The organism is Saccharothrix stipae (genome assembly GCF_054781895.1).
In genome coordinates this window covers 580,623-594,527 of record NZ_BAAGTN010000007.1, presented here as the reverse complement: position 1 = coordinate 594,527, position 13,905 = coordinate 580,623, and the positions used below count along the sequence as shown (strand labels likewise).

General features: G+C 72.8%; 13 protein-coding genes and 1 pseudogene. 11 read left to right on the top strand and 3 right to left on the bottom strand.

What is annotated here, in order from left to right; all coding sequences use genetic code 11:
• Positions 1-10 precede the first annotated feature (10 nt).
• Positions 11-331: a DUF3140 domain-containing protein gene (locus ACYVLT_RS15480; protein ID WP_461120870.1), complete on the top strand. Its 321-nt coding sequence runs from the start codon at positions 11-13 to the stop codon at positions 329-331.
• A gap of 3 nt (positions 332-334) precedes the next feature.
• On the opposite strand, the gene ACYVLT_RS15475 is transcribed toward ACYVLT_RS15480, so the two are convergent.
• Positions 335-1,642 (bottom strand): NAD(P)/FAD-dependent oxidoreductase, encoded by a 1,308-nt coding sequence (locus tag ACYVLT_RS15475; RefSeq protein WP_461120869.1) that lies wholly within the window; start codon positions 1,640-1,642, stop codon positions 335-337.
• A gap of 156 nt (positions 1,643-1,798) precedes the next feature.
• On the opposite strand from ACYVLT_RS15475, the gene ACYVLT_RS15470 reads away from it, so the two are divergent.
• The 5 genes from ACYVLT_RS15470 to ACYVLT_RS15450 all read left to right on the top strand — a co-directional run bounded on the left by ACYVLT_RS15470 (position 1,799) and on the right by ACYVLT_RS15450 (position 7,336).
• A complete protein-coding gene (locus tag ACYVLT_RS15470; RefSeq protein ID WP_461121131.1) occupies positions 1,799-2,515 on the top strand; it encodes a beta-phosphoglucomutase family hydrolase in 717 nt (238 codons plus the stop codon).
• Between the two features lie 23 nt (positions 2,516-2,538).
• Positions 2,539-4,881, top strand: a complete 2,343-nt coding sequence (locus ACYVLT_RS15465) for a glycoside hydrolase family 65 protein (RefSeq protein ID WP_461121130.1) — start codon at positions 2,539-2,541, stop codon at positions 4,879-4,881.
• 375 nt (positions 4,882-5,256) lie between these two features.
• On the top strand, positions 5,257-5,487 hold the full coding sequence (locus ACYVLT_RS15460; RefSeq protein WP_461120868.1) for a hypothetical protein: 231 nt from the start codon (positions 5,257-5,259) through the stop codon (positions 5,485-5,487).
• A gap of 87 nt (positions 5,488-5,574) precedes the next feature.
• Entirely contained in the window at positions 5,575-6,795 is a 1,221-nt protein-coding gene (locus ACYVLT_RS15455) for an extracellular solute-binding protein (protein ID WP_461120867.1), read from the top strand.
• Between the two features lie 154 nt (positions 6,796-6,949).
• A complete protein-coding gene (locus tag ACYVLT_RS15450) occupies positions 6,950-7,336 on the top strand; it encodes a hypothetical protein (protein WP_461120866.1) in 387 nt (128 codons plus the stop codon).
• On the opposite strand, the gene ACYVLT_RS15445 is transcribed toward ACYVLT_RS15450, so the two are convergent.
• Positions 7,222-8,004 (bottom strand): hypothetical protein, encoded by a 783-nt coding sequence (locus ACYVLT_RS15445; RefSeq protein ID WP_461120865.1) that lies wholly within the window; start codon positions 8,002-8,004, stop codon positions 7,222-7,224. The genes ACYVLT_RS15450 and ACYVLT_RS15445 overlap by 115 nt on opposite strands.
• 62 nt (positions 8,005-8,066) lie before the next feature.
• Here ACYVLT_RS15445 and ACYVLT_RS15440 point away from each other — a divergent pair, with 62 nt between their 5' ends.
• Positions 8,067-8,576: a DUF2087 domain-containing protein gene (locus ACYVLT_RS15440; RefSeq protein ID WP_461120864.1), complete on the top strand. Its 510-nt coding sequence runs from the start codon at positions 8,067-8,069 to the stop codon at positions 8,574-8,576.
• Between the two features lie 115 nt (positions 8,577-8,691).
• On the opposite strand, the gene ACYVLT_RS15435 is transcribed toward ACYVLT_RS15440, so the two are convergent.
• Positions 8,692-9,516, bottom strand: a complete 825-nt coding sequence (locus tag ACYVLT_RS15435; RefSeq protein WP_461120863.1) for an aldo/keto reductase — start codon at positions 9,514-9,516, stop codon at positions 8,692-8,694.
• A gap of 75 nt (positions 9,517-9,591) precedes the next feature.
• On the opposite strand from ACYVLT_RS15435, the gene ACYVLT_RS15430 reads away from it, so the two are divergent.
• The 4 genes and pseudogenes from ACYVLT_RS15430 to ACYVLT_RS15415 form a co-directional block, all read left to right on the top strand.
• The gene (locus tag ACYVLT_RS15430; protein ID WP_461120862.1) at positions 9,592-10,077 is read left to right on the top strand and encodes a winged helix-turn-helix domain-containing protein; all 486 of its coding nucleotides are present in this window, start codon (positions 9,592-9,594) and stop codon (positions 10,075-10,077) included.
• 128 nt (positions 10,078-10,205) lie between these two features.
• Complete coding sequence (locus ACYVLT_RS15425; protein WP_461120861.1) at positions 10,206-11,132, top strand: NAD-dependent epimerase/dehydratase family protein; 927 nt, start codon at positions 10,206-10,208, stop codon at positions 11,130-11,132.
• 99 nt (positions 11,133-11,231) lie between these two features.
• The gene (locus ACYVLT_RS15420; RefSeq protein ID WP_461120860.1) at positions 11,232-12,866 is read left to right on the top strand and encodes a carbamoyltransferase family protein; all 1,635 of its coding nucleotides are present in this window, start codon (positions 11,232-11,234) and stop codon (positions 12,864-12,866) included.
• A pseudogene (locus tag ACYVLT_RS15415) lies at positions 12,863-13,801 on the top strand (glycosyltransferase family 2 protein); the annotation flags it as partial. The gene ACYVLT_RS15420 and the pseudogene ACYVLT_RS15415, both read left to right, overlap by 4 nt.
• Between the last annotated feature and the right edge of the window lie 104 nt (positions 13,802-13,905).

Genomic DNA, 13,905 nt, shown 5'->3' with positions numbered 1-13,905 from the left:
CCTCTCCCCCATGACCGACACCCTGTGGGACGAGTTCCACCGCGTAGTGAACATGACCTCGCACGAACTGGAGGACTGGCTGCGCACCCGCTCGGCGGATGAGAACAGCGAGACCCTGCCGGACCAGGCCGGCACGCCGACCGGTCAGGACGTGCTCCGGGTGCTGCGCAAGCGACGCACGGACCTGACCACCGAGGACGTCAAGGTGATGCGCAAGGTCGTGGAACGGGTGCACGAGCAGCGGCGCGAGGACCTGGAACCGACGGCGGGCGAGGCGCACTGGAGGCACCGGCTGATGTCCATCGGCCACGACCCGCTCAAGCCGGCGTGAGCCTCACCCCCGGTGGGAGGGGACGACTGCTTCGGCGTCGCCCAACCGCACGCCCGCCTCGGGGACCAGTCCGAACTGCACGACCTGACGGCGGGCGACGAGGTCGGTGAGCCAGTCGACGGCCACTCGCAGCCGGTTGCCGGGCATCGCCAGCAGGTGGTAGCCGCGCGCCACCACCTTCGCGGGCAGGCCGGTGAGCGGCACGTGCAGGGGGTTGGCCACGGCTTGCGAGCCGGCCAGGTCGACCACGAACCCGAGGTCGCGGTGCCGGTAGGTGCCCACGTCGCCGTGGCCGAGGGAGGCCGCGACGTTGCGCCCGGCGAGCTTGCCCTGGCGCTGCGCGTGCTGCGCGGTCATCGCTGTGGGCTTGCCGTCGTTGAACACGTCCGGCACGGCCGCCACGTCACCGGCCGCGAACACGTGCGGGTGCGTCGGCACGGCCAGCGTGGGATCGACCACGACCCGACCCTTCACCGTGGCGAGCGAGACCGACTCCACCAGCGGGTCCGGCCGCACGCCGACGCACCACACCAGCGTGCGGGTCGGGATCCGGCTGCCGTCGGTCAACCGGGCGCAGTCGGCCGTGACCTCCTCGACGCTGGTCTCCAGCCGCACGTCGACGCCGCGTGCCCGCAGCACCCGCGCGGCGGGCCCGGAAAGCCGGTCGTCCAGCCCGGGCAGCACCCGCGGTGCCATGTCCACCAGCACCCACTTGACCTCGGACTCCGTCAACCCGTTGCGCCCGCGCAACGCCGACCTGGTCAGCAGTTGGCCTTGCGCCACCAGTTCGGTGCCGGTGTACCCGGCGCCGACCACGACGAACGTCGCCCGCGCGGCCCGTTCGGCCGGGTCGGTGGCCTGCTCGGCCAGCTCGACCTGCCGCAGCACGTGGTCGCGCAGGAACACCGCCTCGGCGACCGACTTGAGCCCGAACGCGTGGTCGGCCACGCCCGGGATCGACATCAACCGGGTGACCGAGCCCGCCGTCAGCACGAGCCGGTCCCACTCCAGGACCTGCTCACGCCCTTCGACGTCCACCGCGGTGCACGTCCGCGCGGCCAGGTCGAGCCCGGTGGCGTGCGCCTGCACCAGCCGCGTGCGCGGCAGCTTGGGGCGCAGCGGCACGGCCACCCGGCGCGGGTCGAGCGTGCCGCCCGCCACCTCGGGCAGCAGCGGCACGTAGAGCATGTAGTCGGTGGGGTTGACCGCCACCAACTCGGCGGCGTCGGCCGGGAGCACTCGTTCCAGCGCACGCAGGCAGTGGTAGCCCGCGAAACCCGTTCCGACGACCAGCACGCGTGGCTTGCCCATGACCTGGATCCCTCCGCCGACGCCCGTCCGACACCCGTCCGATGCCGTCTCCGGGTCCAAGTCCGGAGTCCGGTCCGGAGCCCGGTTCCGGAGTCCGGGTCCGAAGTCCGTTCCGCCGGCGGGTACCCCGGACCGAGAAGGGGTAGACAAATGACCATGGCCCTGGGACTGCCCGACGCGATCACCGCCTGCCTCTTCGACCTCGACGGCGTGCTCACGAGCACGGCCGTGCTGCACCGCCGTGCCTGGCGGCGCACCTTCGACGACTTCCTGCACCCGCGCGACCAAGCGCCGTTCGCCGAATCGGACTACATCAAGTACGTGGACGGTCGGCCGCGCTACGACGGGGTGCGGGAGTTCCTGTCCTCGCGCGGCATCACGTTGCCGGAGGGCGAGCCCGACGACCCGCCCGACCGCGACACCGTGCACGGCGTCGGCAACCGCAAGAACGACCTGCTGGAGGCGATCATCCGACACGAAGGCGTGATGCCCTACGCGGGCACGGTGCCCTACCTGCGCGCCGTCGAGGACGAGGGGTTGGGCATCGGCGTGGTGACCTCGTCCGCGAACGCCCGCAAGGTCCTCGACGCGGCGGGCCTGTCCCCGTTCGTGCAGGCCCTGGTGGACGGCGTGGTCATCAGCCGCGACGGGCTCAAGGGCAAGCCGGCGCCGGACTCGTTCCTGGCCGGCGCGCGGCTGCTCGGCGTGAACCCGGAGCACGCGGCCGTCTTCGAGGACGCGCTGGCGGGCGTGGCGGCCGGTCGCGCGGGCGGGTTCGGGCACGTGGTGGGCGTCGACCGGACCGGCCAGCGGGAGGCGCTGCGCGCGAACGGCGCGGACGTCGTCGTCGAAGACCTCGCGGAGCTGCTGTGACCGGTTGGGAGATCCACCCCTGGATGGTGCGCTGGGACGGTCTCGCGGTGGACCAGCTGCGCCGGACCGAATCGGTCTTCGCGCTGTCCAACGGGCACATCGGCCTGCGCGGCACGCTGGACGAGGGCGAGCCGCGCGGGCTGCCCGGCACCTACCTCAACGGCTTCTACGAGGAGCACGCGCTGCCGTACGGCGAGTCCGGCTACGGCTACCCCGAGGCCGGGCAGACGGTCGTCAACGTCACCGACGGCAAGGTGATCCGCCTGCTGGTGGGGGACGAGCCGCTGGACATGCGCTACGGCCGGGCCCACGCCCACCAGCGCGAGCTGGACTTCCGCACCGGCACGCTGCGCCGCTGCACCGAGTGGGAGTCGCCGACCGGCCGCCGGGTGACCGTGCGCACCGAACGGCTGGTGTCGCTGACCCAGCGGGCGGTCGCGGCGATCCTCTACGAGGTCGAGCCGGGCGAGGACGCGCAGCTGGTCGTGCAGTCCGACCTGCTGGCCAACGAACCGGTCGAGAACGAGGGCGACGACCCGCGGGTGGCCGCGGCGTTGAACGAGCCGCTGGTGGCGGACTTCGCACACGCCGAGGACTACCGGGCGGTGCTGGCGCACCACGCGCGCAACTCCGGCCTGCGGATGGCCGCCGCGATGGACCACGAGTTGGAGGTCCAGGACGGGGTGCGCACCGAGATCCGCGCCGAGGGCGACCTGGCCCGCTTCACCGCCGCCGTGGACGTGCCCGCGGGCGGCAAGCTGCGGCTGGTGAAGTACCTGGGCTACGGCTGGTCGGCGCAGCGGTCGGTACCCGCGCTGCGGGCGCAGGTCGAGGCGGCGCTGGCGGGCGCGCGGCAGACCGGCTGGGACGGCCTGCTGGCCGAGCAGCGGCGGTTCCTGGACGACTTCTGGGAGGTCGCCGACATCGAGCTGCACGGCGACGACGAGCTGCAACAGGCGCTGCGGTTCGCGTTGTTCCACATCATGCAGGCGGCGGTGCGCGGTGAGACTCGGGCGATCCCCGGCAAGGGGCTGACCGGTCCGGGTTACGACGGGCACGCGTTCTGGGACACCGAGATGTTCGTGCTGCCCGTGCTGGCCTACACCGTGCCGGAGGCGGCGCGGGACGCGTTGCGGTGGCGGCACTCGACGTTGGGCAAGGCGCGGGAGCGGGCCGAGGTGCTGGGGCAGCGCGGCGCGGCGTTCCCGTGGCGGTCGATCAGCGGCGCGGAGTGCTCGGCGTACTGGCCCGCGAGCACGGCGGCGTTCCACGTCAACGGCGACGTCTCGCACGCCGTGGCGCAGTACGTCAACGCCACCGGCGACCGCGCGTTCGAGCGCGAGTGCGGCGCCGAGATCCTGGTGGAGACCGCGCGGCTGTGGAACTCGCTGGGGCACCACGACCAGCACGGCGGGTTCCGCATCGACGGCGTGACCGGTCCGGACGAGTACTCGGCCGTGGTGGACAACAACGTCTACACCAACCTCATCGCGCAGGAGAACCTGCGCAACGCGGCGGAGGCGTGCGAGCGGCACCCCGACGTGGCCGAGCGGCTGGACGTGACCCCGGAGGAGGTGGGTGGCTGGCGGAAGGCGGCCGACGGGATGCTGATCCCGTTCGACGAGCTGCTCGACGTGCACCAGCAGTCCGAGGGGTTCACCTCGCACGCCGAGTGGGACTTCGAGGGCACCGACCCCGACGAGTACCCGTTGCTGCTCAACCGGCCGTACTTCGACCTGTACCGCAAGCAGGTGGTCAAGCAGGCCGACCTGGTGCTGGCCATGCACGTGCGCGGTGACGCGTTCACGTCGGCGCAGAAGGCCCGCAACTTCGCCTACTACGAGCCGCGCACGGTGCGGGACTCGTCGTTGTCGGCCGGCACGCAGGCGGTGCTGGCGGCCGAGGTCGGCGCGTTGCAGCTGGCCTACGACTACCTGGCCGAGGCGGCGTTCACGGACCTGCACGACCTGCACCGCAATGTCCACAACGGACTGCACATGGCCTCGCTGGCCGGTGCGTGGGTCGCCCTGGTGGCCGGGTTCGGCGGGATGCGCGACCACGGCGGCGAGCTGTCGTTCGCGCCGCGCCTGCCGCCGGGGCTGAGCAGGATGGCGTTCCGCATGTCGAGCCGCGGCACCCGGTTCGCGGTGGAGGTCGGTCCGGGCTCGGTCACCTACCGGATCGTCGCCGGCGACGCGCTGCGCACGAGCCACCACGGTGAGTCGATCGTGGTCGAGCCGGGCCGGCCCGTCACGATGTCCACACCGGACGCGCCCGAACCCCCCGCGCTGCACCAGCCTCGGCACCGCGCGCCGGCGCGGAGGGAGCCGCCGGGTGATCGGCCGTTCACACCCGTTCCGGGGTGACCCGGAACGAAACCACGGCCCTGCAACGGTATGGGGGATGAGGTGCCCGGCCGGACTCTTGGGGGGAGGGGAGCCCGGCCGGGACTTGTCAGGCGGCCAGCTGGGGGGCGGTGGCCACCTAAGCCCTCATCGCAGCCACGGGTACCCCTGTTACCGGCGACCCAATCGAGGACCGGCACGACGGCGTGGTGATCTGCGTCATCCTCCGCGCGCACCGCCCTCGCGCCGGACCGTCCACTGCGGCCCGCAGGCCCGCCACCAGCACGGACGATCACCGCACCAGTGCGGACCGCGCCCGTTCCGGCGGCGCGGGACGTAACCCACAGGGGTGAGAGGGGCAGCGCTGGAGCCCGCGGCCGGACAGGATTCCGAAACGTGAGCTCAACACCGATCTACGACGAGTTGGCAGCCACCTACCTCGCCGACCTCAGCCCCGGTCCCGGCGAAGCCGCCGAGCCGGGCCGACCGGGCGAGCCCGCGTCCCCTCCCGGCGCCCGATCCCCCATCGCGGCCCAGTCCCCCAACCCGACCCAGTCCCCCAACCCCACCCAGTCCACCCCCGCCCGGTCCCCCGACCTGGCGCAGGCAAGCCGGCCGAAGGTCTGAACCACCTCCGATCTTGACACCGCCTCACGCAGCGGAGTAGGACGATCGCAGTCCGTAGAGGTCGCCTACCCCGAAGGGTGGAGCAGAATGCGTGGACGAGCGCTGCTCCTGGCCGTGGCCCTGTTCGCTTCCGGTGCGTGCAACTCAGAGCAGACCGAGCCCCCGGATCAGGTGACACTCACCTGGTGGGACTACCTCAACCACTCCCTCATGGCCAACCAGGCCGTGGACAACCTCCTCGCCCGCTACCGCCACGACCACCCCGGCGTGCGGATCGAGCGCACCTCCCTGCCGTACCCCGAGTTCCAGGCCAAGCTCGCCGAGGCGACCGCGTCCGGCGTGTTCCCGGACATCGCCGCCGTCGACTCCACCGACCTGGCCCGGCTGGCGGCGGGCAAGGCGCTGGCCGACCTCACCGACCGGTTCGACCGGTGGGGGCTCGGCGCGGAGTTCCTCCCGCCGGTGCGCGAGAGCGCGACCCACGAGGGCCGGGTGCTCGGCGTGCCGCTGCGCAGCACCACCACCGCGCTGGTCTACAACCGGGACCACTTCGCCGCGGCCGGCCTCGCGGACCCGCCGACCACCTGGGACGGGTTGCGGACCGCGGCCAAGGCGTTGACCTCCGCCGACCGGTCCGGCCTGTGCTTCGGCGCGAGGGACGACGACCTGACCGTCACGTTCCTGCCGTTCCTGTGGCAGGCGGGCGGCGAGGTGGCCGACATCGGCGACCAGGCGTCCGTCGACGCCCTCACCTACCTCGACGGCTTGGTCAACACCGACCGGAGCGCCCCGGCGCAGGCGCTGGGCTGGACCGACGCCGACGTGCGCCGGCGGTTCGCCGAGGGCCGCTGCGCCATGGCGATCACCGGCCCCGCCGCGATCCCGGAGCTCAACCAGGCCGGCCTGGACTGGGCGGCGGCGCCGCTGCCCGACGGTGCCGCCGGCCCGGCCGGGCAACTCGGCGGCGAGACGTGGGTGGTGGGCCGCACCGGGCAGGTCGACCGGGCGTGGGAGGTGCTGACCTGGCTGGCGGAGCACCCCGACAACGCCACCGAGTTCGGCGGCGGCCTCGGCGCGCTGCCCAACCGGGCCGACACGGTGGACGACCTGGCCTGGCAGTGGGACCCAAACGTGCCGGGCTTCACCGGCCAACTGAGGTCCGCGCGCACCCGCACCGCCCACGGCGCGAAGTACCAGGAGGTCTCCCGCGCGATCTCCACCGCGGTCTCGCGGGCGCTCACCGGTGAGCGCCGACCCGATCAGGCGATTGCGGACGCCGCGGTGGAGATCGACCGGCTGTTGCGCTGACCGTGCCGCCACGCGTGGATTCCAGCGGGAACCAGCCGGTTCACCGTAATGCCGGACCGTGTTGGGCGATGTGTCCCATAGGGGGAAGCGCCCGGGCGGCACGGATGAGCCGAACGGACGCGGGTAACCGAGCGTCATGCGGAACGAGGCGGCCGTGAAAGAACGGCGATCGGGGAAGAAGACCGAGGCGAAGGACGACGCCAAGAGCGACACCAAGTCCTTCAGCCGGGCGCAGCTGCTCGCGTTCGTCGTGGGATCGCTGCAGATCGTCCTCGCCTCGGTCCCGTTCCTGCCCATGGGCGACGGCACCAACCACACCCTGTACGTGTGCACGGGCCTGGCCGGCGTGCTGCTCGCGTGGCAACACCGGCACGCGCGCATCTACGGAGTCCTCCTGCTCCTGCTCTACGGCCAGCTGTTCATCACCTACGCCGACGACACCGGCACCTTGGGCCTGCCGACGTGGGAGACGCTGGCGTACGGCCGAGCGGCCCTGGCGGGTGTGGTGATCGCGCTGATCCCGGGGTTCAGCCGGCGGTAGTCGCCCGCGCTCATGGTGCCGTCGGGGTGGAACCGCAGCTTCGCGTCGCCGCTGCGGGCGATCGACTCGAACATCGCGAGGTCGGACTTGGTGGTGGGCCGCCAGTACATGTGGGCGCCGTGGGTGACGCCCATATCCATCGACATCATCGTCGCCACCGCCCGGTCGTACCGGCGGCGACTGAGGTCCGCACCTCCGGAGGCGCGGATGTCGAACACGTCGTGGTCGCCGGTCAGCGGCCGCAGCACCCCCCGCCGGTCGAAGCCGTGCACGACCCCGTTCCGCACGACGTACTCACCGCGCCGTTCGTACTGCTCCATCTTGTCGCGCAACGCGTCGAACTCCACGCGCCGCTGGTCGTACCGGCGCAGCAGCCGGTCGCTGAGGTCGAACTGGGGTAACTCGGGCCGGAAGTAGCCGACGAGGCCGCGGTGGCGGTGGGCCGCGCCGAGCCGGACGTCGAGGTCGTCGATGGTCTTGGCCTTCACCGCCTCGGGTTTGGGCAGCGCGCCCCGGCGCAACCAGGCCACCGCGTGCGGGTTGGTGGCCCGCACGTCGATGACGAGGTCCTGCTCGGCGGCCACCTGCTGGAACTTGCGGGCGTTCTCGGTCGGCATGCCGAAAACCGGCTCCACCGACGCCAGGGGGAAGAGGTGATCAGTGCGCACGGCTATTAAGGTCCGCCGGAAATGGGCGTGCACCAGACCGCGGGCTTCGGTTAGCTCGAAGCGTGACCCCTGATTCACTGATCGGACTGCTGGCCGAACCCGAAAGGTTGCGCGTGGCCGCCGCGTTGGTCCTGGGCGCCCGCACGATTGCGGACGTAGCCGGGGCGACCGGGTTGGACGTTCGGCGCGTCGAGAACTCGTTGCGCCGACTGAGGTCGGCCGGGCTCGTCGTCACCGACGGCACGGGCTTGCGACTGCGCGAGGAACTGTTCAAGGAGGCCACCCGGGTCGAACAGGCGAACCGGGCCCCGGAGGACCCGTTCGTGCGGAACGGGCGGCTGGTGAAGCTCCCCGCGCAGCGCGGACGCAGGCGGGCGGTGCTCGAACAGGTGAGCACCGCGTTCGAGCCGGGTAGACGGTACCCCGAACGGGACGTGGTGGAAGTGCTGAAGCGGTGGTGCGAGGGCGGTGAGGTCGACCACGTGACCGTGCGCCGGTACCTCGTGGACGAAGGCCTGCTCAGCCGGGACGACGGCGTGTACTGGCGTACCGGCGGCCCGGTGAGCGTCTAGCGGTCGTTGCGCCGTTCGGTCGCGGTCCTGTGGTCGAGCGGTCGTGCGGCCCGCGTGGTCGCGCGGTGGTGTGGGTGACGGCGGTGCGGTCCGATCGTCGGGTGGTCGGTCCTCCCTAGCCGAACGTGTCCGGGTCGGGGCCGGTGCGCTCGCCGCGGTCCAGCTCCGCGATGCGCCGCAGGTCGTCACCGTCCAGTTCGAAGTCGAACAGGGCGAAGTTCTCCGCGATGCGGCTGGGCGTGACCGACTTGGGGATGACGACGTTGTCCAGCTGCACGTGCCAGCGCAGCACGACCTGCGCCGGGGTGCGGCCGTGCTTGGCCGCGATGTCGGTGATGACCGGGTCGGCCAGCAGCGCGCCCTGCGCCAACGGGCTCCACGCCTCGGTCACGATGCCGTGCCGGGCGTGGAAGGCGCGCAGTTCGGCCTGCTGGAGCCGCGGGTGCAGCTCGACCTGGTTCACCGCGGGCACCGCGCCGGTGGCCTCCACGATCCGCTCCAGGTGCGCGGGCTGGAAGTTGGACACGCCGATCGCCCGGACCCGGCCGTCGGCGAGCAGCTTGCCCAACGCGCGCCAGGTGTCGACGTACCGGTCCTGCCGGGGTGCCGGCCAGTGCACCAGGTACAGGTCGACCCGGTCCAGGCCGAGCCGGTCGGCGCTCGCGTCGAACGCGCGCAACGCCTCGTCGTAGCCCTGGTCGGAGTTCCACAGCTTGGTCGTCACGAACAGCTCGTCGCGCGGCACCGGCGAGTCCGCGACGGCCCGTCCGACCGGTTCCTCGTTGCGGTAGGCGGCCGCCGTGTCGATGCTGCGGTAGCCGACCCGCAACGCCTCGGTCACCGCGTCGTACGTGTCCTGAATGGACACCTGGAAGACGCCGAAACCGAGCTGCGGCATGGTGACGCCGTTGTTCAGGGTGATGGTCCTCATGTGCCTCATCATGCCCGCTGTCAACGCTTCCCACGTGCTGGAACGCGTTGACGGGCGTCACGCCCCACTGGTCCGATCACCACCGTGACGGCATTGCCCGAGGTGGCGGAGGTCGAGGTGAGGGTGGTCATCCGCGTCTCCGCCACCGGCACGCGGGTGGTGGACGCGGCGGGGCGGCTGGCCCACGCGCTGCGCTCGGCGCTCGACCTGCCGGACGCGGACGTGGTGGTCGACCTGCCGGTCGCGCGGGTCGAGCCGGAGCTGCGGATCCTGGTCGACGCGCGGCGCGTGCTGCGCCGGAGCGTGCCGGTGGAGCTGACCAGGCTGGAGTTCGACCTGTTGCACCACCTGTGCGCGAACCCCCATCGGGTGCACGGGCGGACCGCGCTGATGGCGAGCGTGTGGGGTGCGAAGAGCATGGTGGACACCCGCACGGTGGACGTGCACGTGCGGCGGATCCGGCACAAGCTTGGCGAGGCGGCGTCGATCATCACGACCGTGCGCGGTGTCGGGTACCGGGTGGACCACGCCGGTGAGGTGGTCGTGGAGCGGGACGCCCCGGCGGGGTGACCCCGGTCGGCCCACGAGCGCCACCCGTCGTCCCACCCCGGCGGCAGCGGGTGCCGGTCGCGGGCCACCAGCGGGTGGTACCCCGGGAAGTGGTGGTTACTCCTCGGATCCACGGGTAGGCCCAGCCCATGGGATTCGAACGTGCGGTGGTGACGGGCGGGGCCGGGTTCCTGGGCTCGCACGTGTGCGAAGCGCTGCTCAAGCGCGGCACGCGGGTGGTGTGCGTGGACGACTTCCGCACCGGGTCGCCGGACAACCTGCCCGACGACCCGCGGCTGGGCGTGGTGGTCCAGGACGTGGCCAGGCCGCTCGACCTGCTCGGCGACGTCGACCTGGTGATGCACCTGGCCTGTCCCGCGTCACCGGTCGACTACCTGCGGATGCCCGTGGACACGCTCAAGACGGGCGGTTTCGGCACGCTGCACGCGTTGGAGCTGGCGCGGCGCAAGGACGCGCGGATCGTCATCGCCTCCACCAGCGAGGTGTACGGCGACCCGTTGGAGCACCCGCAGCGCGAGACGTACTGGGGCAACGTCAACCCGATCGGCCCGCGCAGCGTCTACGACGAGGCCAAGCGCTTCGGCGAGGCCATGACCTGCGCTTTCCAGCGCGAGCACGGTGTGGACGCGGGCATCGTGCGCATCTTCAACACCTACGGCGCGCGGATGCGGCCCGACGACGGCCGGATGATCCCGACGTTCGTGCGGCAGGCCCGCGCCGGCGAGCCGCTGACCGTGCACGGCGACGGCGCCCAGACCCGCTCGCTGTGCCACGTGGACGACCTGGTGCGAGGCCTGCTGTCGATGGCCGAGAGCGACCACCCCGGCCCGGTGAACCTCGGCAACCCCGAGGAGGTCACCGTGCTGGAGGTCGCGCGGAAGGTCATCGAGCTGACCGGCGGCAGGTCCACGATCGAGCACGTCGAGGCGATGACCGACGACCCGCGCCGCCGCCGTCCCGACATCTCGCTCGCGCGCGAGGTGCTGGGCTGGCAACCGGAGATCGGCTTGGACGAAGGGCTGCGGCGGTCGTTTGACCGGCAACTCGTCGGGTAGTCGGACCACGTCGGTCCGCGACGGGCGGACGCGGACGTGAGCCCGCGGAGAAGGCGCGGACGTCGGTCCACACAGGAGCAGGAGCGAAAGGGGAGAGCCGTGCGCGTGCTCGGTATCAACGCGGTCTTCCACGACCCCGCCGCCGCCCTCGTGGTGGACGGCGAGGTGGTGGCCGCCGCGGAGGAGGAACGGTTCTCCCGGCGCAAGCACGGCAAGCGGCCGGTGCCGTTCTCCGCGTGGGAACTGCCCGAACAGGCCGCCCGCTGGTGCCTGGAGCACGCCGGGCTCACCCCGGCCGACCTCGACGCGGTCGCCTACTCCTACGACCCGGACCTGGTCGAGCCCAGCGACGTGCCGTGGGAGGACCTGCGCACCCAGTACGCCCGCCGCGCGCCGTACTTCCTGGCGACCGCGCTGCCCGGGTTGGACCCGGCGATCGTCCGGTTCGTGCCGCACCACGTCGCGCACGCCGCGTCCACCGGCCTGGCCGCGCCGTTCGGCGGTGACTGCGCGGTGCTGGTCAACGACGGTCGCGGCGAGTGCCGGTCGCACCTGGCGGGCAGCTACCGCGGCCACCGGCTGGAGACGCTGGCCGCGCAGCACCTGCCGCACTCCCTGGGCCTGCTCTACGAGGACCTGACCGAGCACCTCGGTTTCCTGCGCTCCAGCGACGAGTACAAGGTGATGGCGCTGGCCTCCTACGCCGAGCCCAAGCACCTCGACCTGCTGCGCGAGCACGTCCGCGCGACCGAGGACGGCGGGTTCCACGTCACGCCGCTGGACTGGGCGACGCTGGCCAAGCGCCGCGGCCCGGACGACGAGGTGACGCGCGAGCACGCGGAGCTGGCCGCCAGCGTGCAGGTGCGGGTGGAGGAAGTGCTGCTGGACCTGGTCCGGTGGCTGCACGAGCGGACCGGGCAGAAGCGGTTGACCATGGCGGGCGGGGTGGCGCTCAACTGCGTGGCGAACACCCGGATCTTCGCCGAGGGCCCGTTCGACGAGGTGTGGGTGCAGCCGGCGGCCGGTGACGCGGGCACCGCGCTCGGTGCGGCGTTGCAGGTGGTGGCCGACGTGGGCGAGCCCGCCGCCGCGATCCCGGGCGCGGACCTGGGCCGGTCGTGGACCGACGCGGAGATCGAGGACCACCTGCGCAACGCCAAGATCGCGTACGAGGAGCCGGACGACGTGGCCGTCGCGGTGGCCGAGGCGTTGGCCGACGACCAGGTGGTGGCCTGGTTCCAGGGTCGCAGCGAGTACGGGCCGCGGGCGTTGGGCCGCCGGTCGCTGCTCGCGCACCCCGGGCGGGCGGAGAACCTGGCCCGGCTCAACGAGGTGAAGGGGCGCGAGCAGTTCCGGCCGATCGCGCCGATGGTGCTGGCCGACCGCGCGGCCGAGCTGTTCGAACGCGGGCCGCTGCCCAGCCCGTACATGCTGTTCGTGCACGACGTGCGTCCCGAGTGGCGTGACCGGATCCCGGCGGTCGTGCACGTGGACGGCACCGCGCGCGTGCAGACCGTGGACCCGGCGTCGGAACCGCTGATGGCGCGGGTGATCCGCGAGTTCGACCGCCGCACCGGCGTGCCCGTCGTGGTGAACACGAGCCTGAACACGGCCGGGCGGCCGATGGTGGACGACCCGCGCGACGCGCTGGAGTGCTTCGGCTCGGCGCCGGTCGACCTGTTGGCCATCGGCCGGTTCGTGGTGCGGCGGCCCCGGACCGCCCGGCAGCCATGACCGTCGACTACGCGGTGGTCATCCCCACCGTCGGCCGGGACAGCCTGCGCGTCGTGCTCGACGCGCTGGAGCACGGCCACGGCCCGCCGCCGCGCGAGATCATCGTGGTGGACGACCGGCCCGACCCCGGCCCGCTGCCACCGACGCACTCGGCCCGCGTGCTGCGCACCGGTGGTCGCGGCCCCGCCGCCGCGCGCAACGCCGGGTGGCGTGCCGCGTGCTGCGAGTGGGTCGCGTTCCTGGACGACGACGTGGTGCCGCCGCACGACTGGAAGGCGCGGCTCGTCCGTGACCTGGACGAGCTGGGGCTGGACGTGGGCGCGTCGCAGGCGCGGATCGTGGTGCCGCTGCCCGGGGACCGCAGGCCGACCGACTGGGAGCGCGGCACCGCGGGTCTGGCCGACGCGCGGTGGATCACCGCGGACATGGCTTACCGACGGGCCGCGCTGGTGCACGCGGGCGGGTTCGACGAGCGGTTCCCGCGCGCCTACCGCGAGGACGCCGAGTTGGCGTTGCGCGTGATGGAGCACGGGTACCGGGTCGTCGACGGGGTCCGCGTGACCACGCACCCGGTGCGCGAGGCCGGGTTCTTCGCCAGCCTGAAGCAGCAGCGCGGCAACGCCGACGACGCGTTGGTGCGGCGGCTGCTCGGTCCCGACTGGCGTGATCGGATCGGTGGCGCGCCCGGACGGCTGCCGTGGCACGTGGCCACCACGGCGTCCGGCGCCCTGGCCGTCCTCTGTGGACTGCTCGGGTGGCGCCGGGCGGCGTTGGCGTTCGGCGGCGCGTGGATCGGGCTGACCGCGTGGTTCGCCGGGCAGCGCATCGTGCCCGGTCCGCGCACCCGGGAGGAGGTGGCCAAGATGGTGGTCACGAGCATCGCCATCCCGCCCGCGGCCTGCGCGCACCGGTTGCGCGGGGAACTGCGCCACCGGGCCGTGCCCGTCGCCGGACGGCGGGGCCGCCGGGTGGCGCGGGCCGCCGATGCCCCGGACCGGCCACGGCCTCAGGCCGATCCCCGTGCCGGTGGGGTGGCACG